At 62.8% G+C, this 20,434-nt stretch carries 18 protein-coding genes; 14 read left to right on the forward strand and 4 right to left on the reverse strand.

Features of this window, described 5'->3' with window-relative positions:
• Nucleotides 1-149 precede the first annotated feature (149 nt).
• Nucleotides 150-1,004 carry a polyphosphate kinase 2 gene (gene ppk2, locus ACXYMS_RS16945; protein ID WP_458907999.1) on the reverse strand — a complete coding sequence of 285 codons (855 nt, stop codon included), beginning with the start codon at nucleotides 1,002-1,004 and terminating at the stop codon, nucleotides 150-152.
• A gap of 87 nt (nucleotides 1,005-1,091) precedes the next feature.
• On the opposite strand from ppk2, the gene ACXYMS_RS16950 reads away from it, so the two are divergent.
• Nucleotides 1,092-2,381: a sensor histidine kinase gene (locus ACXYMS_RS16950; protein ID WP_458908000.1), complete on the forward strand. Its 1,290-nt coding sequence runs from the start codon at nucleotides 1,092-1,094 to the stop codon at nucleotides 2,379-2,381.
• 122 nt (nucleotides 2,382-2,503) lie between these two features.
• Nucleotides 2,504-2,782 carry a hypothetical protein gene (locus tag ACXYMS_RS16955; protein WP_458908001.1) on the forward strand — a complete coding sequence of 93 codons (279 nt, stop codon included), beginning with the start codon at nucleotides 2,504-2,506 and terminating at the stop codon, nucleotides 2,780-2,782.
• A 4-nt stretch (nucleotides 2,783-2,786) separates the two neighbouring features.
• Here ACXYMS_RS16955 and ACXYMS_RS16960 read toward each other — a convergent pair whose 3' ends face one another.
• The gene (locus ACXYMS_RS16960; RefSeq protein ID WP_458908002.1) at nucleotides 2,787-3,329 is read right to left on the reverse strand and encodes a histidine phosphatase family protein; all 543 of its coding nucleotides are present in this window, start codon (nucleotides 3,327-3,329) and stop codon (nucleotides 2,787-2,789) included.
• A 72-nt stretch (nucleotides 3,330-3,401) separates the two neighbouring features.
• Nucleotides 3,402-3,956: a GcrA family cell cycle regulator gene (locus ACXYMS_RS16965; RefSeq protein ID WP_458908003.1), complete on the reverse strand. Its 555-nt coding sequence runs from the start codon at nucleotides 3,954-3,956 to the stop codon at nucleotides 3,402-3,404.
• Between the two features lie 371 nt (nucleotides 3,957-4,327).
• On the opposite strand from ACXYMS_RS16965, the gene ACXYMS_RS16970 reads away from it, so the two are divergent.
• From ACXYMS_RS16970 to ACXYMS_RS16995, 6 genes are all read left to right on the forward strand, one after another.
• Nucleotides 4,328-5,536: an acetylornithine transaminase gene (locus ACXYMS_RS16970; RefSeq protein WP_458908004.1), complete on the forward strand. Its 1,209-nt coding sequence runs from the start codon at nucleotides 4,328-4,330 to the stop codon at nucleotides 5,534-5,536.
• Nucleotides 5,537-5,666: 130 nt separating this feature from the next.
• Nucleotides 5,667-6,599, forward strand: a complete 933-nt coding sequence (argF, locus tag ACXYMS_RS16975; protein ID WP_458908005.1) for an ornithine carbamoyltransferase — start codon at nucleotides 5,667-5,669, stop codon at nucleotides 6,597-6,599.
• Nucleotides 6,600-6,745: 146 nt separating this feature from the next.
• Nucleotides 6,746-7,744 (forward strand): Hsp33 family molecular chaperone, encoded by a 999-nt coding sequence (locus tag ACXYMS_RS16980; protein ID WP_458908024.1) that lies wholly within the window; start codon nucleotides 6,746-6,748, stop codon nucleotides 7,742-7,744.
• Nucleotides 7,745-7,862: 118 nt separating this feature from the next.
• Nucleotides 7,863-8,582 carry an autoinducer binding domain-containing protein gene (locus tag ACXYMS_RS16985; RefSeq protein WP_458908006.1) on the forward strand — a complete coding sequence of 240 codons (720 nt, stop codon included), beginning with the start codon at nucleotides 7,863-7,865 and terminating at the stop codon, nucleotides 8,580-8,582.
• A 105-nt stretch (nucleotides 8,583-8,687) separates the two neighbouring features.
• Nucleotides 8,688-9,341 (forward strand): acyl-homoserine-lactone synthase, encoded by a 654-nt coding sequence (locus ACXYMS_RS16990; protein WP_458908007.1) that lies wholly within the window; start codon nucleotides 8,688-8,690, stop codon nucleotides 9,339-9,341.
• A 7-nt stretch (nucleotides 9,342-9,348) separates the two neighbouring features.
• Nucleotides 9,349-11,256 carry a glycosyltransferase gene (locus ACXYMS_RS16995; RefSeq protein ID WP_458908008.1) on the forward strand — a complete coding sequence of 636 codons (1,908 nt, stop codon included), beginning with the start codon at nucleotides 9,349-9,351 and terminating at the stop codon, nucleotides 11,254-11,256.
• Here the strand turns inward: ACXYMS_RS16995 and ACXYMS_RS17000 are convergent.
• The gene (locus ACXYMS_RS17000) at nucleotides 11,187-12,221 is read right to left on the reverse strand and encodes a sulfate/molybdate ABC transporter ATP-binding protein (protein ID WP_458908009.1); all 1,035 of its coding nucleotides are present in this window, start codon (nucleotides 12,219-12,221) and stop codon (nucleotides 11,187-11,189) included. The genes ACXYMS_RS16995 and ACXYMS_RS17000 overlap by 70 nt on opposite strands.
• Nucleotides 12,222-12,520: 299 nt before the next feature.
• On the opposite strand from ACXYMS_RS17000, the gene ACXYMS_RS17005 reads away from it, so the two are divergent.
• From ACXYMS_RS17005 to ACXYMS_RS17030, 6 genes are all read left to right on the forward strand, one after another.
• Nucleotides 12,521-12,769 carry a hypothetical protein gene (locus tag ACXYMS_RS17005; RefSeq protein ID WP_458908010.1) on the forward strand — a complete coding sequence of 83 codons (249 nt, stop codon included), beginning with the start codon at nucleotides 12,521-12,523 and terminating at the stop codon, nucleotides 12,767-12,769.
• A 140-nt stretch (nucleotides 12,770-12,909) separates the two neighbouring features.
• The gene (locus ACXYMS_RS17010) at nucleotides 12,910-14,721 is read left to right on the forward strand and encodes a sensor histidine kinase (RefSeq protein WP_458908011.1); all 1,812 of its coding nucleotides are present in this window, start codon (nucleotides 12,910-12,912) and stop codon (nucleotides 14,719-14,721) included.
• The gene (locus ACXYMS_RS17015; RefSeq protein ID WP_458908012.1) at nucleotides 14,718-16,079 is read left to right on the forward strand and encodes a sigma-54-dependent transcriptional regulator; all 1,362 of its coding nucleotides are present in this window, start codon (nucleotides 14,718-14,720) and stop codon (nucleotides 16,077-16,079) included. Before ACXYMS_RS17010 ends, ACXYMS_RS17015 begins: the two co-directional genes overlap by 4 nt.
• Before the next feature lie 165 nt (nucleotides 16,080-16,244).
• Nucleotides 16,245-17,204 carry a TAXI family TRAP transporter solute-binding subunit gene (locus ACXYMS_RS17020; RefSeq protein WP_458908013.1) on the forward strand — a complete coding sequence of 320 codons (960 nt, stop codon included), beginning with the start codon at nucleotides 16,245-16,247 and terminating at the stop codon, nucleotides 17,202-17,204.
• Nucleotides 17,205-17,401: 197 nt separating this feature from the next.
• On the forward strand, nucleotides 17,402-19,507 hold the full coding sequence (locus ACXYMS_RS17025) for a TRAP transporter permease (RefSeq protein WP_458908014.1): 2,106 nt from the start codon (nucleotides 17,402-17,404) through the stop codon (nucleotides 19,505-19,507).
• On the forward strand, nucleotides 19,468-19,881 hold the full coding sequence (locus ACXYMS_RS17030; protein ID WP_458908015.1) for a DUF1850 domain-containing protein: 414 nt from the start codon (nucleotides 19,468-19,470) through the stop codon (nucleotides 19,879-19,881). Before ACXYMS_RS17025 ends, ACXYMS_RS17030 begins: the two co-directional genes overlap by 40 nt.
• Nucleotides 19,882-20,434: the final 553 nt, after the last annotated feature.

Here is a 20,434-nt window from a genome sequence, read left to right on the forward strand (position 1 = left end):
TTGACGGGAGAGGTAGCGCCGCTAGGCCCGTCGGGCCGTAGCAGAGCTCGGTGGGGGTGCGCTGAACACTCGATCTGTGTGCGTGAGCACTCCCCTTTACCTCCCCGTCAAGGGGAGGATGTCGCACCGAGGATGTGGAGAGGCCGGACCTACTCCCCCTTCATCCCCAAAAACGCCTCGGCGCTCAGCACGATCTTGCCGTCAATCTCGCCGATTGCGCTCTCGTCCTTGCCCTCATAGTCGAGCCCATGGAGCACCGTGCGGATGGCGTTGAGCCGCAATCGCTTCTTGTCATTGGCGCGGATCACGGTCCAGGGCGCATGGCGGCTGTCGGTGCGCTTGAGCATCCGGTCCCGGGCCTCCGAGTAATCCCCCCACAGCTCAAGTGCCTTAAGATCGACAGGTGAGAGCTTCCAGGTTTTTAGCGGATCATGCCGCCGGTCATGGAAACGCTTCAACTGCATTTCCCTGCCGATGGAGAGCCAGAGCTTGAATATCTTTATGCCGTCATTGGTCAGGCGCTTTTCGAACTCGGGCACCTCGTCGAGGAAGTGCTCGGTCTGCTCTTGCGTGCAGAAGCCCATCACCGGCTCGACCCCGGCCCGGTTATACCAGGAGCGGTCGAACAGCACCATTTCGCCGGCCGCGGGCAGCCAGTCGACATAGCGCTGGAAATACCATTGCGTGCGTTCCCGGTCATTGGGCTTGGGCAATGCGGCGATCAGATTGTAGCGGTGATTAAGATTTTCGAGGAACCGCTCGATGGTGCCGCCCTTGCCGGCCGCGTCGCGCCCCTCGAAGATGATGACGGTTCGTGTGCCCGCCTTCTGCATATGCGCCTGGTGCAGCACCAGCTGCTTTTGCAGTGCATACATGGCCGTGTCATACTGGTCGCCGTCGAGCTTGTCCGTGTAGGGATAGCCGCCGGATTCGAACGCTGCCTTTTTGATGGATTTGGGCAGCTCCGGGTTGTTGATGTCAAAGCCGTCGATGGGGTCGGTCACGCTGTCTCTCCGCTGTCACACAGACCGTGCTATGAACCGGCCTCCCGCGCAAGAGGCGGGGCCAAGGCATTGATTCGACCCCCCGAAATGGACGATCTCCGAACCACAGACCTGTCCCGCAAGCCAGTCAATCTGCTGGTTCGCCTCGCCGGTCAGGCACCGCTTCTTCTCGGCCTTGCCGGCCTGGTTGTCTGCTTCGTCGCCTTTGGCGGCTTGCGCCTCGATCTGGCGCTGATCGGCTTCCTGCTGGTGGTGGGTCTGGTCTCTATATTGCCCCAGCGCGTTGTCACAATCACCCACACTGTCGAAGTGCCGGCCCGCGTCGTTCAACCTGATGTCGACGAGGACAGAATGCCCGCCTTTGTCGAGGCTCTGGGCGATCCGGCAATGGTGCTCGACAGAAGCGGCGCGGTGCTGCACCGCAATGGCTCGGCTGCCCGCCAATACCCCAATCTCCAGCTCGGCCGGATCATGACCCTGGTCATGCGCAATCCCGATCTGGTTTCGGCCATCGAGGCGTCCCAGCGCAGCGGTGAGCCGCGCAGCTTCGAACTGCACGAAACCTTGCCATCCGAAACATGGAACCGTGTCGTGGTGGCGCCCCTGCGACGCCAGGACCGGGACTGGGTCGCCGACCCGGACCGGCAATTGCTGGTCACGTTCCAGAGCCTGACCGAGTTCAAGCGTGTCGACGCCATGCGGTCCGATTTCATTGCCAATGCCAGTCATGAATTGCGCACCCCCCTGGCCTCGCTGATTGGCTTCATCGATACCCTGCTTGGTCCCGCAGCCAGCGATGCGGCGGCGCGCGAGAAGTTCCTCGGCATCATGCATGCCCAGGCCGACCGCATGAGCCGGCTGATCGATGATCTCCTGAGCCTCTCGCGCATTGAGATGCACCAGCATGTTCGCCCCACCGGCTCGGTGGATCTGTCCGGCCTGCTGCGCGAAGTGCGCGAGGGTCTCCAGACCCAGGCCAGGGCTGCGGACCTCGATGTCGTGCTGACGCTGCCCGAGACTGCGGTCACTGTCATCGGGGACCGCAGCCAGCTTTACGAAGTGTTCGAGAACCTCATCGACAACGCCATCAAATATGGGGCGAACGGCGGAACCGTCGAGGTCGGCCTCGTCGAGGTCGAGCGATCCGGCCTCAGATATATGGTCAGCGTTGTCGATCACGGTCCGGGCGTCGAGCCCGAACATGTGCCGCGCATGACTGAGCGCTTCTATCGCATCGATGCCGAGACCAGTCGCAAGAAAAAGGGCACGGGTCTGGGTTTGGCCATCGTCAAGCACATCATCCAGCGCCATCGCGGCCAGATGAGTATCAGGTCTCGGCCCGGAGAAGGGCTGCGTGTCGATGTGCTGCTGCCCTGAAGCCAGCCGGCCGACACCTTGGTTTCACCCGATCGCGGTAACCAGCCCTTAAGGCCATTCCTTCCGTCCGGTGGACGATCCCGCCCGTCCTTTGCAAATTTAAGGGGCACAGGAGCGCCAGCATGAAGACCCTTTGGCCAGCCGCGACTCTCGCCATCGCCATCACGGGCTATTTTGCCTGGAGCAATTATTCCGCGCCATCTGCTACCCCGGCCACTCTCGACGATTGCCATCGTCTTGCCGGTGAGGCGTCGCAAATTCACGACACCGGCGGCACTATCCCCTCGACCCTCCTTGGCGCCGCACGCGGCTGCACCGTGGCCTTCGGGCAGGACTGGGGCGCCCAGGGCGGGGAGCGGGCAGTGCAATTGCGTGCCGAGGGCGCCATGCGCGTGCAATGACCGGCTAGTTCTCGACGAGCTGGTATCGCGGCGGCACCCGCAGAAATTCTCCCCGCTGGCAGCCATCCTGATAGAATAGCCTGACACCCTCGCAATAGCCGATGGGTCCGCCCCAACTGTCGGGTTCTGCCTGCGGCAGGCTGGCCAGCGTTCCCAGTTCGATAAACAGGCCATGGGTCACGATCAGCCCCCGTCCAGCCTCGGGCAACTCTTCGGCCAGTTCCTGCCACTGCGCCGCGATGGAATTTGCAAACTGGGCGGCAGGGTCCGAACCGGCCAGCGACCGGGCCACCTGGGCAAATGTGCGCGGCCATCCGACCGCATCCATGACGTCCTGGGGAATGTGCCCGAAGGCGTCGACCAGCGCATTCACCTCAAAGCCCATGGCAATGGCTGTTTCGATGGCGCGTGGCACTGCGCTGCTGACGACACGGTCATAGGGTCCGGACTGGTCGCCCATCAACCGAGCCAGTGCGATGCCTTCTGCGGACAGGTGAGCGCCGGGCTTGCGGCGCATGGTGTGGCGGTAAATCTCCAGCACCCGCATGTCCTGGATTCTCCTGTACCCAAAAAGGCGAAGGGCGCCGTCGCGGGCGCCCTGACTTCGGGGAGAAATGCCTCAGCGGCGCTTCTTGTCCATCTGATGATAGGCGCGGCGCGAGTGGAACTCGCAATAGGGGCCGGTCTCCAGGCTATGCTGGCCGCAGAAGTAGAAGTCCTTGGTCAGCGGATCACCAATCGGCCACTTGCAGGTATGTTCGTTGAGCTGCAGCAGGTTGAGGCGCTTGTCCTCGGGGATGAACAGCTCGGCCGCCGCCGGCGCCACATAAAGCTGGGCATCCATCTCCGGGGTCATGGCGAGGGCAGTGGCACCCATGACCTGGGGACGCGCCGAACCAGCAGAGCGCGGCTTCGCACTCATATGGTTGTGGCTATGGTTGCCACCCGAAGACGGACTGGCGACGCGGCGCTGCGTAGAGGCCCGAGCTGCTGGGCGAGCGCGCGGCGCGGTATTGGTGGGCTTGGCACGGGCCGAAAGCTTGAGGCGATGCACTTTGCCGATCACGGCATTGCGCGTCACCCCTTCGCCCAGTTGAGCCGCAATCTGGCTGGCACTGAGCCCTTCCATCCAAAGTTTCTTCAAAAGTTCGACGCGCTCGTCAGTCCAGCCCATCGATTGCGCTCCTGAAACCATCGACAAAACAGAATCCTTCATTGTGCTGCCAAAACGGCCTGGCAGCCATCCGACTCTACAGATCGTATGTTGAGCGGGTCCGCCGCACGAGATATCGTGTCCCCAACGCCTCGGAGATTACGCCATCGCGGGAATCGGGATCAAGAGTCGAGGGGGATTTTCCCCGCTTATTCATAGGTTAATTCTACCTTAACAATCCATGAGTCAAATCAGGCACTTGCGCCGTGTCTCATTGACTTTACGGGTAATTTTCGCCTATTTCTCGGCACCAAACGCGCTGCCGAGAGGGCGCGTTTTTGGTTTCTGTGGCAGCTTTGCCACTCTTGCCCCTGTGGGCTTCAAAACGAGGAATGTGCACCATGTCTGCGCTCTACGGCTCCTATGCCCGGTCCGATCTCGCCTTCGAGCGGGGCGAGGGCATGCGCCTGTATGACCAGCATGGCCGAGAATATCTCGACTTCCATTCCGGTATCGCGGTCAACGCCCTGGGCCATAGCGACCCTCATCTGATGGCTGCACTCAAGGCAGCTGCCGACAAGGTCTGGCACACCTCCAACGTGTTCACCATTCCCGAGCAGGAGCGGCTGGGCCAGAGGTTGGTCGACATGACTTTTGCCGACAAGGTGTTTTTCACCAATTCGGGCGCCGAGGCGCTCGAATGCGCCATCAAGACGGCGCGGCATTATTTTTTCTCCAGGGGCCAGCCGGACCGCTACGAGTTGATCGCCTTTACTGGCTCCTTCCATGGCCGCACCCTGGGCACCATCGCCGCCGGCGGCAATCCGAGCTATCTCGAAGGCTTCGGCCCGCCCATGCCCGGCTTCAAGCATACCGCCCCCGGCGATCTCGATGCCGTGAGGGCGCTGATCGGCCCCCAGACTTGCGCCATTCTCATCGAGCCGGTGCAGGGGGAGGGTGGCGTTAACGCCATGACTGTCGACTTCATGCAAGGCCTGCGCCAGATCTGCGACGAGAACGACCTGCTGCTCATCCTCGATGAAGTGCAGTGTGGCTATGGCCGCACCGGCCGCTTCTTCGCCTTCGAATGGGCGGGGGTCACGCCGGACATCGTCGCCGTGGCCAAGGCCATTGGCGGGGGTTTTCCGCTCGGAGCCTGCCTCGCCACCGAGGCGGCGTCGGCATCAATGGTTCCGGGCACCCATGGCTCCACCTACGGCGGCAACCCGCTGGGCTGCGCCATGGGCAATGCCGTGCTCGACCGCATTCAGGCGCCGGGCTTTCTCGATCATGTGGCGCAGATGGGCCAGCGCCTGGCCTGGCACCTGCAGCAACTGGCGCAGAAATATCCCGATTATGTGCTCGAAATGCGGGGCAGGGGATTGCTCGCAGGCATCAAGATCACCCCGCCTGTGCGCGATTTCGTGGCCCGGCTGCGCGACGACCATCAATTTCTGGCCATCGGTGCCGGCGACAATGTGCTCCGCCTGCTGCCGCCGCTCATTGTCAGCGAAGCCGACATCGAAGATGCTATGGCCCGGATCGGCGCAGCCTTTGACGCCATCGAGGCAGAGACCGCTTCGACCGCTGCGGCGGGCTGAACAACATGATGGTCTTCTATCATTTCGGGCGACGCCGAAGCGGTCTGTTCCCTCCGCCCTGCTAGGGCCGAGCGCTCACCGCGGCACTGGCCGCCCGATCATATCAGCGTCATAATAAGGAACCCGGCCCATGAAGTCGACCGGCACCTCGAACCATTTTCTCTCCATCGACGATTTCGCCTATCCACAACTGCGCAGCATGCTCAACCAGGCCGGCGCCCTCAAGCAGCGCTTGAAGGAGGGAGATCGGCCGCAACTGCTCAAGGACAAGGTCCTGGCTATGATCTTCGAGCGCCAGTCCACGCGGACCCGTGTCAGTTTCGATGTCGGCATGCGCCAGCTTGGCGGTCAGACCATCATGCTTTCGGGTCAGGAAATGCAGCTCTCTCGTGAGGAAACTCTCAGTGACACCGCCAAGGTGATGAGCCGCTATGTCGATGCGATCATGATCCGCATCCTCAGCCATGCCGACCTGCTCGAACTGGCCGAGGCTGCCACAGTGCCAGTCATCAACGGCCTTACCCGCCGCGCCCATCCCTGCCAGATCATGGCCGACCTCATGACTTTCGAGGAACATCGCGGCGATATCCGAGGCGCCAAGATCGCATGGGTGGGCGACAGCAACAATGTGCTGCATTCCTGGGTCAACGCGGCTGAGCTGTTCCAATGCGAATTGACCATCGCCACGCCGGACGAATACGCGCCGGAAAAGGACCTGATGCAGGACATCGGCCGTGCCGGCAAATATGCAAGGCTGATCGAGGACCCCCGCGAAGCAGTGGAAGGCGCCGATCTCGTCATCACTGATACCTGGGTCTCCATGGGCGACGTGGATGCGGCCGAGCGCCGCCGGGTCTTGAAACCCTATCAGGTCAACACCAATCTAATGGCCTTGGCGAACAAGGATGCCTTGTTCATGCACTGCCTGCCCGCCCATCGCGGCGACGAGGTGACCGACGAGGTGATCGACGGCCCCCAGTCGGTGGTGTTTGATGAGGCTGAAAACCGACTCCATGCCCAGAAAGCCATTCTGTGCTGGGCCTTTGGGGTCGAAACCAACTAACGGCGATCAGTCGTGCCGATATACGGCCTGTCCAGTCATTCCCCTCGGCGGGACTGACCTGGACGGGCTGTTGCCATGACGGTGGCGCGGTTCGGCCTGAAGGCTTAGCCTTGAGAAAGACATTACGAATGACGACGGAACAGACCATGACCGACAATTTGCTCGCCAGCCTGGGCCTGGATCGTCCCGAGTCCGGTGACGATGCCGTGGTGCCTTTCACCCTCGACAAGCTCGACACCCGCGGCCGGGTGGTGCGTCTGGGCGTCGCCCTCGATACCATTTTGAGCCGCCACGACTACCCGCTGCCGGTTGCGCGTCTTCTGGGTGAAGCGGTTGTGCTTTCGTCGCTGATAGGGTCCTCGCTCAAATTTGAGGGGCGCTTTATCCTGCAGACCCAGACCGATGGACCGGTGAACCTGATCGTTGTCGATTTCGACGCGCCAGACGGCATGCGCGGCTATGCTCGCTACGATCATGAGGCGCTGCTCAAGGCATCCGAGGCCGGCAGGATCAGTCCGGCCGAACTGCTGGGCAGAGGCCATCTCGCCATGACCATCGATCAGGGTCCGCAGACCGAGCGTTATCAGGGCATCGTTGCCCTCGATGGCAATTCGCTCGAAGAGGCGGCGCATACCTATTTCATGCAGTCCGAGCAGATTCCGACCCAGGTGCGCCTGGCCGTGGCGCAGATGACGACGCGGGGCGACCATCGCCCCCGATGGCGCGCTGGCGGCATGCTGATCCAGCACCTGCCGCCTAATGGCCTGTCGGCAATGGCTGATCTGCCGGGCGACGGCAATTTCGACAATCCGGACTCGGCTGATCCCGATTTCGTTGAGGCCGATGGCTGGTCAGAGGCCAAGGCCCTGCTCGGCACGGTGGGCGATCTGGAACTGACCGATCCTGACCTGTCGCCCGAGCGGCTGATGTTCCGGCTCTATCACGAGACCGGTGTGCGGGTATTCCCGCCCCAGGATCTGGTGGAACGCTGCACCTGTTCGGTCGACCGCATCGAAGACATGCTGGCCAATAGCTTCTCCGATGCGGAACGGCAGGACATGGCGGTGGATGGCGAAATTGAAGTGGTGTGCGAGTTCTGTTCAACGGCCTATCGCTTCAATCCGCATCATTTTCACCAAGCCTGAATAGTCTTTGCGATACTGGCCCTGGTGCAAAGCCGGTCAGTATCGCGGAGCTTGCCTTCTACGCAGAACAGGGTCAATGTTCGCGAGGGTTCAATCGGCCTGTGGGGGAAATGCCGGGATGAATGCCGACTTGATGTCGACAATCGAGAACATTCAGCATCAGACCAGTTCCGATGCCATTCTCGACATCATGTATGGAGCCATAGGGGACTATGGCTTCGAGCGCTTCATTGTGTCCGGCCTGCCCGATCCCGGCGTGGATGTCCGTCCCTTTGTCTTGCTCTCAGGCTGGGACGACGAATGGTATCAGCGCTATACCGGCAAGGGCTATGTGCACCTCGATCCGGTGGCGCGCCACTGCTTCTCCACCACGCTCCCCTTTGACTGGTCGGATGCACCCTATGACCGGGAGAATGATTCTCCGGCACGGCGGGTCATGCAGGAAGCCCGCGAGTTCGGCATGGATGAAGGGTTCTGCGTGCCGGTGCATATGGAAGGCGGCATGCAGGGCGTGGTGTCCCTGGTCGGCAAGACCAATCACTTGGACGAGAAGGATCGGCTCGAACTGCACATGCTGGCGCTTTATGCCCATGGGCGGCTGCGCTACCTCAATGGGCCGATCGGGCGCCCCGTGGTGCGGCGCGGCATAACCCCGCGTGAGGCCGAAATCCTCAAATGGGCCGCCACCGGCAAGACCGCCTCGGAAATTGCCGACATTACTGGCCTGACGCCACGCACCATCAACCAGCATTGCGAAAACGCGCAAAAGCGCATGGGCACGAATAATCGCCTGCATACCGTGGTGGAGGCGATAAGGTATAAGCTCATCACCCTCTGACGTCGAATAATTCTGCGCTTACTTGTGATTTTTCCCAATTTCGTTTCAAACCCACCCTGTGCGTAACTCTCCCCGACGAGGCCGGTAGCTTCGGGGGGCAGAGCGATGAAATTGCACATCGTCCGCAATCCAGCGGACCGGCAGGGCCGTGAACTGCTTGAGCAGAACTTCCGGCTGCGACACAGGGTTTTTGTCGAGATGGAGGGCTGGGAAGCCCTGCGCCGACCTGATGGGCGTGATGTCGATGCGTTTGACAACGCCGATGCGACCCATCTTCTGATTTCCGGTTCAGATGGAGCACTGGTGGGTGGTTCACGCATCACGCCGCTGGATCGGCCGAACTTGCTGCAGACAGTCTTTAGCGGATTAGTGCAAGGAGAATTTCCCGCCCATCCTTCGCTTGGGGCCGACTGGACACGTTTTTACGTGCATCCGGATCGACGCGAAGGCCGGCGCCGTGCACCCGAGTCTGCAGCCCTTTTCTGCGCGGTGATGGAGTATGCCCTGTCACAGGGGTTCAGCTTCATCACCTTTGTCTCCTCGATTTACATGCTTGAGCACGGCACCGCCGTCGGCTGGCGCATCTCCCCGCTGGGCGCGCCGGTGATGATCGAGGGCAAGCCGACCATCGCCGCCTGGATCGAGGTGTCGGAAGCGGCACTGGACAATGTACGGCGGATCACCGGCATGAGCCGCTCCTTCATGCCCGTCCCCTCGCAACGACCTCGGCCCGTCAGGGATCTCCCCGCCATGCGGTAACCTCGGCATGTCCTCGACCACCAGCCTGATGCAGGCATTGCTTGCCCCCGGAACCAGCGCGGCCGATGCACAGATGGCTCTGGATCGGGCCCTCCTATCGGAAGCCGAACCCATGCACTGGTGCGCGACCCATCTGGGCGTGACCGATGCCGAGATCATGCGTCGTGCCGCGACATGGGCCGACCTGGCCTTTTTCGACGTAGTGCCGCGTGCCGCCGAGATGACCATCGATCCGCTCCGCCTGGAAATGCTAGGCGAGGTGCGCCTCCATCGACTGCGCCTGCTGGACCGGGAGGTGGCCTTCGTCGCTCCCGATTTCTTCGGATTGCTGCGGCTGGTGCAGTCCCGCCAGTCCAGGCCGGAGCTTTGTCGCTCTCTCTGTCTGGTTCCGGCGCCAGCGCTGCGCGCTTACCTTGTCGATCAGGCCAGCGCTGCCCTGCTCGATGGGGCGCGTCAGAATGTGGCGCGCATTTGGCCCCATGCCGCAGCCCAGCTGGAGCTGACAGGGCCGGTTCGCCGCTTCTTCGTCTTTCTCCTGGCGTTGCTGACCTTGCTCATCATCTTGGCGCCTTTGACCGGCCAGGGATGGTTGGCTCCGCTCTGGATTGGCCTGGTGCTGCTGCCTTCGGCCCTGCGCCTTCTGGCCCTGGCTACGCCCCCCGAGCCGAAGTTTCCCGTCATAGGCGAGGATGAGGACCGCGCTGCGCTGCCGGTCTACTCGGTCCTGGTGCCGCTGCGTGACGAGGCCAACATGGTCGACCAGCTCTGTGCCGCGCTGGGCCGGATCGACTATCCGGCCGAAAAACTCGAAATCACCTTCGTGGTCGAAGGACGCTCGCCGGCCACCATTCAAGCGGTACGCCGGCATCTCAGCGACGCCCGCTTCTCGGTACTGGTGGTTCCAGACGCCCTGCCGCGGACCAAGCCCAAGGCGCTGGACTTTGCCCTGCCCATGTGTCGGGGCGAATTCCTCGTCGTTTTTGACGCCGAGGACCGGCCCGAACCAGATCAGCTCCTGCGCATCGTGTCCCAGTTCCGGCAACAGCCCGACATCGCCTGTATCCAGGCGCGCCTGGTGATTGACAATGGTGGCGCGGGCCCTCTGCCGGCCCTGTTTGCCGGGGAATATGCCGGTCTCTTCGCGGTGTTACTGCCGGCTCTGGCACGCTGGGGGCTGGTCATGCCGCTGGGCGGGACCTCCAATCATTTCCGCATCGATGCGCTGCGCCGGCTCGGCGGCTGGGATGCCTTCAATGTCACCGAGGACGCGGATCTGGGGGTGCGCCTGGCCCGTCGCAAGCTGCGCTGCGCCACCAGCACAACCCGCACCTTCGAGGCGGCTCCGATGCGGCTGAAGCCATGGCTGGGTCAGCGCACGCGCTGGATGAAGGGCTGGATGCAGACCTATGTGGTGCACAACAGGCGGCCAGCGAAGCTGCTGGCCGATCTGGGCTGGTACGGCACCGCGATGTTCCAGGTCATCCTGCTCGGCATGCTGCTGGCGCCGCTGCTGCATGCCGGCTTTCTATTGGTGCTGGTGGTGCTGGCAGTCCTGGGCCACCTGGCCTGGCCGCAGCCGCTGCTGTGGCCAATGGCCTGCGCCGCCGTTCTGGTGCTCGGGCATGCAGTGGCCATTGTCACCAACCTTGTCGGACTCTCCCGCACCGGGCAGCGGCAATTGTGGTCCTGGCAAGCGCTGCTGCCCGTCTATTGGGCACTGATCGGGGTGGCCACTCTCCTGGCGCTGCGCGAGTTCACCCTGCGCCCCTTCCACTGGTTCAAAACCCCCCACGAGGCTAACGGCGAGGCAGCGCAGACCGCTGCCGCCCCGGAAGCGGTCGCCGTTCAGCTTGCCGGGAACAGCGCCCAGCGTCTGGGACGAAACGCGATCTGGGACCGCTCTCCCGCCGGATGATCAAAGGGCAGGTCGATCTCGACCCGATGCGCGCCCCCGTCGAGGTCAAGCTCCACCCGGCGCGTACCGCCAACACGGCGGCTGGTCGCCACCCTGCCGGCAAATGCGGCGCCGTCCTCGACCAGATCGACATCATGCGGACGGAAGAAGAGTCGTTGCGCCCCTGCGGCACCCGAAGCGGGCAGGCCGAGCGGGAGTCCTGCCAGTGAGATGCCGGCATTGCCCACATCGACCGGCAATTCGTTTGATTCCCCGATAAAGCCGAAGACGAAGGGCGATGCTGGCGTGTCGTAGATATTATCAGGCGTGCCCACCTGTTCGATGCGCCCCTGGCTCATTACGCAGAGCCGGTCCGCCAGTTCGAGGGCCTCCTCCTGGTCATGAGTGACGAACACCGTGGTGTGTCCGGTCCGGTCATGGATGGCGCGCAGCCATTTGCGCAATTCCCGGCGCACCTGGGCGTCGAGTGCCCCGAAGGGTTCGTCGAGCAGCAGCACCCGCGGTTCGATCGCCAGCGCCCGCGCCAGGGCGACACGTTGGCGCTGCCCGCCCGAAAGTTGGCTGGGATAGCGTTTCTCCAGGCCGCTGAGCTGGACGAGGTCAAGCAGTTCCATGGCCCGGCGGCGGATTTCACCGGCCGGCGGCCGGTTGGAACGCGGCCTGACCTTGAGGCCGAACGAAACATTTTCCAGAATGTTCATGTGCCGGAACAGTGCATAGTGCTGGAACACAAAGCCGATATTGCGCTCCTGCACGCTCTTTTCTGAAGCGTCCTCTTCACCGAACAGGATGCGGCCGGCGGTCGGCCGCTCCAGCCCGGCAATCAGGCGCAAGAGCGTGGTCTTGCCCGAACCCGATGGTCCAAGAAGCGCAATCAGTTCGCCCGACCCGACATCGAGCGAAACGTCGTGCAGGGCGGGGAACCGGTCGAATTCCTTGCGGACATTTTCTACGCGAACTTCCATATTCCATCCTGTCGGGCCGGCTATTGCCGGTATTCGGTACAAATTCGGCGTGACCGCAAGGGGCTTTGCGGGGGCAGGCCATGATTTTTTCCCCGCTTGGCATCGCGACGCCAAAATCTCCCACGATTGCCCGTTTCGAAAGGATGTGCGGGACAGCTTGGAAGCTGAGGCTAGTTCGATTTCCTAACCTGTTGAAATAATTACACCTTGGTAAGTTTCCGTCTGTTCATCCGGCGGCCATGCTTGGGCAAGGCGCAACCCGCCATGGTGCCCTTGTTCACAACCAAGGAGTTCCAATCATGAACAAATTCATCCTCCCCCCTGTTCTGACTGCGCTGACCGTCACAATCGCGACCCCGGCCTTTGCCAACGAAGACAAGATCTTTGATTTTTCCAGCGTCTACATTGCTCGTGACATCGCCGACCAGGGCTTCAACGTGACCAATGTTGAGGAATGGGGCGACTATGCTGTGGCAACCGTGCTCGATGCCGAGGGTCACTCGAGCTTCAAATATTTCGATCCCGACACCCTGGCCCTGGTGCGCTGATCGCCTCCATGGGGGCGGCCGGGCGCCGCCTCCATCTGCCCGCGGTCCAAACTGTACCCGTTGCATCCGCGGCGGAACTGGCTCAACTTGCATGCGGATCGGCCGGACCAGACCGACTGGCCCAGGAGGAGAGCGCATTCGTGCCAGCATTGATCCGGCGCCGTCATCTCTGGCTGGGCGCCCTGACCCTGGCAATTGTCTCCTGCCTGGCGCTGGGCGCCTGGCGGGTGGCCTATCTGCGCGGTTTTGCAGATGTCGAGCGGCAGGTCCAGGACCGGCTGACCATCAATCTGCGCTCGGTCGAAAGCGAGATCGAGCGGTTCCGTTATCTTCCAGGCGTCATCGGTCAGGATGAGCGCATCCTCGCCATGCTGCGTTTCCGCCACCCCGACACGGTGGACGCAGCCAATGCCTATCTCAAGTCCGTGCGGGCTATGTCGAGTGCCGATGAACTCTACGTCCTCGATCTGGACGGAGAGACGCTCGCTGCCAGCAACTGGAACGAGCCGGGCAGCTTTGTCGGGCACAATTACGCCTTCCGGCCCTATTTCCTGGACGCCATGAATACCGGTTTCGGACGCTTCTATGCGGTCGGGGTGACCACCGGCAAGCCGGGCTACTTTCTCTCCAGCCGCATCGATGCCGGCAGCCGGCCTATCGGTGTCGTCGTGGCCAAGGTCGATATGGGGCCCCTAGCCCAGACTTGGACCGCCGCCGGGGAAATGAGCGCCATTGCCGATCGCGAGGGGGTGGTCTTTCTCTCGGGCGATCGTGGCTGGACCTATCGTCCGCTTGAGGCGCTTGATGCGCAAACCATAGGTCGGCTGGAGCAGCAGCGCCGCTATGATGGCGTTGACCTCGCCGCCGCCATTCCCATTGCCCCGCGAACCAGCACGGGATCTGCAAGCCTGTTGATCGGCGAGGATGAACATCATCTGCTGGGTCGCCGCGCCGTGGAGCCCGATGGCTGGCAATTGTTGTCGGCCCTGCCGCTGGAGCCGGTTGAGCGCGAGGCCCGGCTGGTCGGGGGCCTTGCCGCGCTGGTGGCCCTATTGGCACTCGGCGCCTGGCTGGTGTTCAACCAGCGTCGGCAGATCGTTCGCTTCAAGCTCGATCAGAACGCTGTCCTCGAGCAGCGCGTGGTCGAGCGCACCAGGGCGCTCGCCCACGAGGTGGAGGTGCGCCGGAAGGCCGAGGCGAAATTGCGCGCCACCCAGGAAAATCTCATCCACGCAGCCAAGCTGGCGGCACTGGGGCGCATGTCGGCAGCCATTGTCCATGAGGTCAGTCAGCCGCTTTCGGCCCTCGACAACACCTTGGCCGCGGCCGATCTGCACGCCCAGCGCAATGCCCCGTCCGAAGTGCGTCGCATCCTCGAGAGTGGTCGCAATCTGCTCCGGCGCATGCAGCGCACCATCAAGCATCTGCGCACCTTCTCCTCCCGCCGTGACCCCGGTCCGCCCGAGCCGGTGCTGCTCCCCGGCGTCCTCGACGCCGCCATGGATATCCTCGCGCCACAGGCGCGCGATGCCGGCGTATTGGTCACCGCCGTCTGGGAACCGGACCTACTGCCCGTGTCCGGCAATGCCGTGCGGCTTGAGCAGGTGTTCATCAACCTTATCCTCAACGCCATCGAGGCCAGTGCCGCTGCCGGCAATACCGCCGTGCGCCTGATTGCCCATGGCGATTGCGATGGCGGCGTGGTCGTGGATATTGCCGATACTGGCGCGGGCATTCCCCAGGCGGTCCGGGAGCGCCTTTTCGAGCCCTTTTTCACCACCAAGAGCAGCGGCGAAAGTCTCGGGCTGGGCCTCTCCATCTCCCGCACGCTGCTTGAGGAATTCGGCGGCTCGCTGCGCTTCGAACCCGGATCGGAAGGCGGCACCTTGGTGCGCGTGTCCTTGCCGCTCTATCGGGTCGATTCACCGCCCCAGGCCCTGGAGTCCGCATGAACCGGGGCAGGGTGCTGTTCATCGATGACGAGGCGGACCTGTGTCGGGCCGCCGAGGAATGGCTCGGCGTCTGCGGCTTTGCCGTCACCAGTTCAACCGTGCCGGCAGAGGCAATTGCCCGGATCGACGCTGCCGACCTCGACTGCGTCGTTACCGATGTGCGCATGCCCGGCATGACCGGCATCGGCGTGCTGGAGCATTTCCACGCGACCGACCCCGACCTGCCCGTCGTGCTGCTGACCGGGCATGGCGATGTGCCGCTGGCCGTCCAGGCCATGCGCTCGGGCGCCCATGATTTCATTGAAAAGCCCTATGACGCCGAACTGCTGGTCGCTGTGCTGGATCGCGCCGTCGAGAGGCGACGTCTGGGCCGGGAACTCGCCCGTCTGCGGCAAGTCGCCGGTGGCCCGGAACTGGAAGACCGGCTCGTCGGGCTTTCGGCGCCCATGGTGGCGCTGCGCAACTCCATCCTGCACCTGGCCGATATCGATGTGGATGTGCTGGTGACCGGTGAAACCGGCACCGGCAAGGAGGTCGTGGCCCGGGCGCTGCACGATTTCGGGCATCGGGCCCTGGGCCAGTTCGTCGCCATCAATTGCGCCGCCATCCCCGAAACCGTCTTTGAGAGCGAAATGTTCGGCCATGCCCGCGGCGCCTTTACCGGCGCGGCGACGGAGCGCATCGGCAAGCTCGAATATGCCAAGGGCGGCACGGTCTTTCTTGACGAGATCGAATCCATGCCCCTCTCGCTCCAGGCCAAGGTCTTGCGCGCCATCCAGGAGCGGTGCGTCGAGCCGCTGGGCAGCAATGCCCTGCGGCCTATCGATGTGCGGTTCATCGCGGCGAGCAAGGTTGACCTGCGCGCTGAAAGCGAGGCGGGCCGCTTCCGCGCCGATCTCTATTTCCGTCTCGCCACCGTGGACCTGCCGGTGCCACCCCTGCGGGAGCGCCGGGCGGATATTCCCCTGCTGTTCAATCTCTTCGCAGGGCGGGCGGCGCAGCGTTTCGGCATGGCCGTCCAGGCGGCCGGTCTTCCTCCGAGCCTTTCTGCGTCGTCCTGGCCGGGCAATGTCCGGGAGCTCAAGGCCACTGCTGAACGCATTGTGCTGGGGCTCGGACAGAAACGGACAGGGCAGGGCGCGAACACACCGCAGACCCTGGCCGACAGGGTCGCCGGGTTCGAGGCCACGATCATTGAAGAGGCGCTGCGCGAAGCAGGGGGTTCAACAGCCATGGCGGCCGAAACCCTCGGCCTCGCGCGGCGCACCCTCAACGAAAAGATCGCCCGCTATGGTTTGCGGGTGGAGGCGGATCCCGGCTCGGAGCGGCATGGATTGGCGGATTTCCGCTCCGCCTGACGCCGGGCTGGCGGAAATCCGCCCTGGATCAGGTCCTGCGCCGCACTAAAGGCCCGCGACTCCAGGGTGATCCGAAGTGGCACGATCATTGCAGTTGTGGAACCAGTCCCGTCGCGTGGAGGCGTCGGGACACAACATAGAACATATCTTGGGAGGATCTCTCGCATGTCATTCATTCCCGCTCGCCGCGTCGCGAGCCTGTTTGCTGGCGCCGTTCTGGCCGTCAGCGGCAGCGCCGCCGTCAACGCCCAGGAATTTATCAACATTCTCACCGGCGGCACCTCGGGCGTCTATTATCCGCTCGGCGTGGCCCTGTCCGAACTCTATGCCGAGAATATCGAGGGAGCGCGCACCCAGGTACAGGCCACCAAGGCCTCGGTCGAAAACCTCAACCTCTTGCAGCAGGGCAAGGGTGAACTTGCCTTCGCCCTGGGCGACTCGGTAAAATCCGGTTGGGACGGGCTTGAGGAAGCGGGCTTCCCCGCGCCGCTCACCGAACTGCGCGCCATCGCCGCCATCTACCCCAACTACGTGCAGATCGTCGCCTCGGCCGAGAGCGGTATCGAAACGCTGGAAGATCTGAAGGGCAAGTCCATCTCGGTGGGCGCCCCCGCTTCGGGCACCGAGCTCAATGCCCGGGCCATCTTCGCTGCCGCCGGCATGAGCTACGATGATCTGGGCAAGGTCGAATTCCTGCCCTATGCGGAATCGGCCGAATTGATCAAGAACCGCCAGCTCGATGCCACGCTGCAATCCTCGGGTCTCGGTGTTGCCTTCATCAAGGACCTCTCGGCCACCATGGACATCAATATTGTGTCCATTCCCGCCGAAGTGGTGGACAGCATCGGCGCGCCCTATATGGCCTCGGTCATCCCCGCCGGTACCTATGACGGGCAGGACGCAGATGTCGGCACTGCTGCCATCGGCAATATCCTGGTCACCCATGCCGGGGTCAGCGACGAAACCGCCTACCAGATGACCAAGCTGATCTTTGAAAATCTCGATCGGCTGCAGGCGGCCCATTCGGCTGCCAATGGCATCGTCCCCGAAGCGGCAACCGATGGCCTCTCCATCCCGCTCCATCCCGGTGCCGAGCGCTATTATCAGGAAGCCGGCCTGCTCTAAAAGCCAGTTCAACACGGGCGTTTCCTGCGCCTCCCTCCCCCTCGTGGGGAGGGAATGAGGGGGTATCGGCAAGGTAGGGTGAGCGGGCCAGCCTAGGCTTCAGCACCCTGCTGTCGCCCTCTCTCAAGACGCAAGGCGTGCCGTAGCCCTTCGACACTGATAGCATCCACATCTGCGAGTCCTGGGGAGGAAACTCGATGACCACCGCATCCGCGGCGACGCCACCTGCACCCGAAACTGCCGAAGAATTCGTCGAGGGCCTGCCGCCCGGTTTCGGCGCAGGCATCATGGGCCGCATTGCCTTTGGCATTGCCATCGCCTTCGCGCTGTTCCAACTCTGGACCGCGGCCTATGGCACGCTGCCCAGCCAGGTGGTGCGCGCCATGCATGTGGGCTTCCTGCTGCTGCTCGGCTTCGGCCTTGTCGGCAATCTGGTCGCCAAGACCGCTTGGGGCCGCGTCTTCTTCTGGACCCTGGCAGTTCTCGGCTTTCTCACCGGTCTCTATAACTGGGTGTTCTACGCCGATCTGCTCAAGCGCAGCAGCTTCCTGACCCCGATGGATCTGGCCGTGGGGACATTGGTCATCGTCCTGGTCTTTGAAGCCGCGCGCCGCCTCATGGGCCTGCCGCTTGTCATCATCTCCGGCCTCTTCCTCGCCTACTGCTTCTTCGGCCAATATATGCCCGGCCCCTTCGTGCATCGCGGCTACGATTTCGAGCAGATCGTGGAACATTTCGGCTTTGGCACCGAAGGTATCTACGGCACGCCGATCTATGTCTCTTCGGCCTATATCTTCATCTTCGTGGTCTTTGCCGCCTTTCTCGAACGGGCCGGCATGATCAAGCTGTTTAACGACTTTGCGCTAGGCCTGGTCGGCGGCTGGCGCGGCGGCCCGGCCCAGGTCTGCACCCTGTCCTCGGCGCTCATGGGCACCATTTCCGGCTCCGGCGTTGCCAATGTTGTGGCCAGCGGCCAGTTCACCATTCCCCTGATGAAGCGCTTTGGCTTCCGCTCCGCCTTTGCCGGCGGCGTCGAGGCCACATCCTCGATGGGCGGACAGATCATGCCCCCGATCATGGGGGCCGTGGCCTTTATCATGGCCGAGACGCTGGAAGTGCCCTACAGCGCCATCGTCATCGCCGCGCTGATCCCGGCCATGCTCTATTTCGCCACCTGCTTCTGGGTGGTTCATCTGGAAGCGGGCAAGGCCGGCCTGCGCGGCATGAGCAAGGCTGAACTGCCCAATCCATGGCACGCTGTGCGCGATCACTGGCCGCTGGTGCTGCCGCTGGCGGCGCTCGTTTATCTGCTCTTCGCCGGCTATACGCCGATCTTTGCCGGCACCATGGGCCTGGCTCTGGTCGTGGTGCTCATTCTGGGCACGCCGCTGGCCGCCGCTATCGGGCCGCGTGCCTTTCGCTATGTGTTCTGGATCGCTTTGGGCCTGGCCGCCGCGGCCTTCATCCGCTATGGCGTCAATCTTCTCATGCTGGTCATCGGCGCGCTGCTTCTGGCTTGCATCTTCGTCAGGGGTGGCCGGGAAACTCTTGGCATTGTCCGTGACTCTCTGGCCGAGGGTGCCCGCAATGCGCTGCCCGTGGGCATTGCCTGCGCCATTGTCGGCATCGTCATCGGCACCCTGACCCTGACCGGCATTGCCTCGACCTTTATCGGCGCCATCATCGCCATCGGCGAAAGCAATCTCTTCCTCTCCCTGGTCCTGACCATGCTCACCTGCCTGGTGCTGGGCATGGGCATTCCCACCATCCCCAATTACATCATTACCTCGTCGCTGGCCGGCCCCGCCCTGCTCGAACTGGGCGTGCCGCTCCTGGTCAGCCACATGTTCGTCTTCTATTTCGGCATCATGGCCGACCTGACCCCGCCGGTGGCTTTGGCCTGCTTTGCCGCGGCGCCCATGGCCAAGACCTCGGGCCTCAAGATTTCCGTCCAGGCCACCAAGCTGGCTGCCGCCGGCTTCATCGTGCCCTTCATGGCCGTCTATACCCCCTCCCTGATGCTGCAGGATGGCGGCGCCATTGCCGCCCAGTTCGGCTATCCGGTCGAGGTTGCCTACATCATTCTCAAGACCGTGCTGGCCATCGGCCTGCTCGGCGCTGCGGTCGTCGGCTATTTGCTGGGCCCCGTGGGCCGGATGGAGCGCCTGGCGGCCTTCGCTGTTTCTATTTTCCTCATGCTTGCCCTGCCATGGACTGATGAACTGGGCTTTGCCATGGCGCTCCTGCTCGTCGGCCAACATTGGTGGCGCCTGCGCCAGCCGCCGATGGCGGCTGCGTCCTGATGCTCTGCGTCGCCTCGGCCGGAACTGTCATGGCCTTGGTGGCGTCCAGCTTCACGCTGAGCTGGACTCATTCGGTCGAGAAGACCCAGTGGCGCGAAAGCTGGTTGATCGAAGGGGAAAGCCTCAAGCTGGCCGAGGCCAGTGTCGAAGGGCCGGGGGCAGGTATCGCCATACCGCCCGATGCAGTCTGGGCCGACAATCGCTGGACCTATCTGCCCCGGCTTCCGCCCCTGCCCGAATTGGTGCTGGCGGCCTCGGGCATGACGCCGAGCCCCTGGCTCTTGTGCATCACGGATGGGGCCTGCCACACCCTTGGCGCTACCACTGATGATCCGGTACGTCTGTGGGCCGCGCCAGCATGCCGCCCGCAATGATCTGATCGGCCCGAAAAGGCCGAAGAAGCAGGGGTCTGGCAGAGGTTGTGCACATCACTTTGTCGGACCCCGAAAGAAATGTCATGTTTCTTTCATGTGGGGTGTTGACGGGCAGAAAGGGCTCCCCTATAACCCCGCTCGTTGACGACGCAAGTGCCCAGCGCGCTTCCACTGACAACGATCCTCAAAGGGCAGGGTTGCTGCCGGTTCGCCGGACAGGAAATCATGTTCCCTTATGGAATTCTCAGAGAGTAGAAACTCTCACCGACGCTTTGTTCCTTTTGGGCATTGGGTCAGCTCTTTGACATTGTGAAGATTGAAGAAAGAGAAACGTGGACGGCGAGGTTCTTGCGAACTGAAGCTGGGGTTTACTCCGGTGGAAGTTGTTAAGACTTTCGATGGGTGCACGTTTCTGAGGTACACTCTTTAAACGCGCCGACTTTGGTTGGTGCGATTGATGTGTGTCCTCGTCAAACGCAAATGTGCATTCAGCGACCATGTCAGATTTCAAACTTGAGAGTTTGATCCTGGCTCAGAACGAACGCTGGCGGCA

The sequence above is a fragment of the Devosia sp. CAU 1758 genome, from assembly GCF_054482695.1.

Excerpts from the sequence above, each read along its gene's own strand:
- ACXYMS_RS16950 (WP_458908000.1), top strand. The coding sequence starts at position 1,092 with ATGGACGATCTCCGAACCACAGACCTGTCCCGCAAGCCAGTCAATCTG.
- ACXYMS_RS16955 (WP_458908001.1), top strand. The coding sequence starts at position 2,504 with ATGAAGACCCTTTGGCCAGCCGCGACTCTCGCCATCGCCATCACGGGC.
- ACXYMS_RS16960 (WP_458908002.1), bottom strand. The coding sequence starts at position 3,329 with ATGCGGGTGCTGGAGATTTACCGCCACACCATGCGCCGCAAGCCCGGC.
- ACXYMS_RS16965 (WP_458908003.1), bottom strand. The coding sequence starts at position 3,956 with ATGGGCTGGACTGACGAGCGCGTCGAACTTTTGAAGAAACTTTGGATG.
- ACXYMS_RS16970 (WP_458908004.1), top strand. The coding sequence starts at position 4,328 with ATGTGCACCATGTCTGCGCTCTACGGCTCCTATGCCCGGTCCGATCTC.
- argF (WP_458908005.1), top strand. The coding sequence starts at position 5,667 with ATGAAGTCGACCGGCACCTCGAACCATTTTCTCTCCATCGACGATTTC.
- ACXYMS_RS16980 (WP_458908024.1), top strand. The coding sequence starts at position 6,746 with ATGACCGACAATTTGCTCGCCAGCCTGGGCCTGGATCGTCCCGAGTCC.
- ACXYMS_RS16985 (WP_458908006.1), top strand. The coding sequence starts at position 7,863 with ATGAATGCCGACTTGATGTCGACAATCGAGAACATTCAGCATCAGACC.
- ACXYMS_RS16990 (WP_458908007.1), top strand. The coding sequence starts at position 8,688 with ATGAAATTGCACATCGTCCGCAATCCAGCGGACCGGCAGGGCCGTGAA.
- ACXYMS_RS16995 (WP_458908008.1), top strand. The coding sequence starts at position 9,349 with ATGTCCTCGACCACCAGCCTGATGCAGGCATTGCTTGCCCCCGGAACC.
- ACXYMS_RS17000 (WP_458908009.1), bottom strand. The coding sequence starts at position 12,221 with ATGGAAGTTCGCGTAGAAAATGTCCGCAAGGAATTCGACCGGTTCCCC.
- ACXYMS_RS17005 (WP_458908010.1), top strand. The coding sequence starts at position 12,521 with ATGAACAAATTCATCCTCCCCCCTGTTCTGACTGCGCTGACCGTCACA.
- ACXYMS_RS17015 (WP_458908012.1), top strand. The coding sequence starts at position 14,718 with ATGAACCGGGGCAGGGTGCTGTTCATCGATGACGAGGCGGACCTGTGT.
- ACXYMS_RS17020 (WP_458908013.1), top strand. The coding sequence starts at position 16,245 with ATGTCATTCATTCCCGCTCGCCGCGTCGCGAGCCTGTTTGCTGGCGCC.
- ACXYMS_RS17025 (WP_458908014.1), top strand. The coding sequence starts at position 17,402 with ATGACCACCGCATCCGCGGCGACGCCACCTGCACCCGAAACTGCCGAA.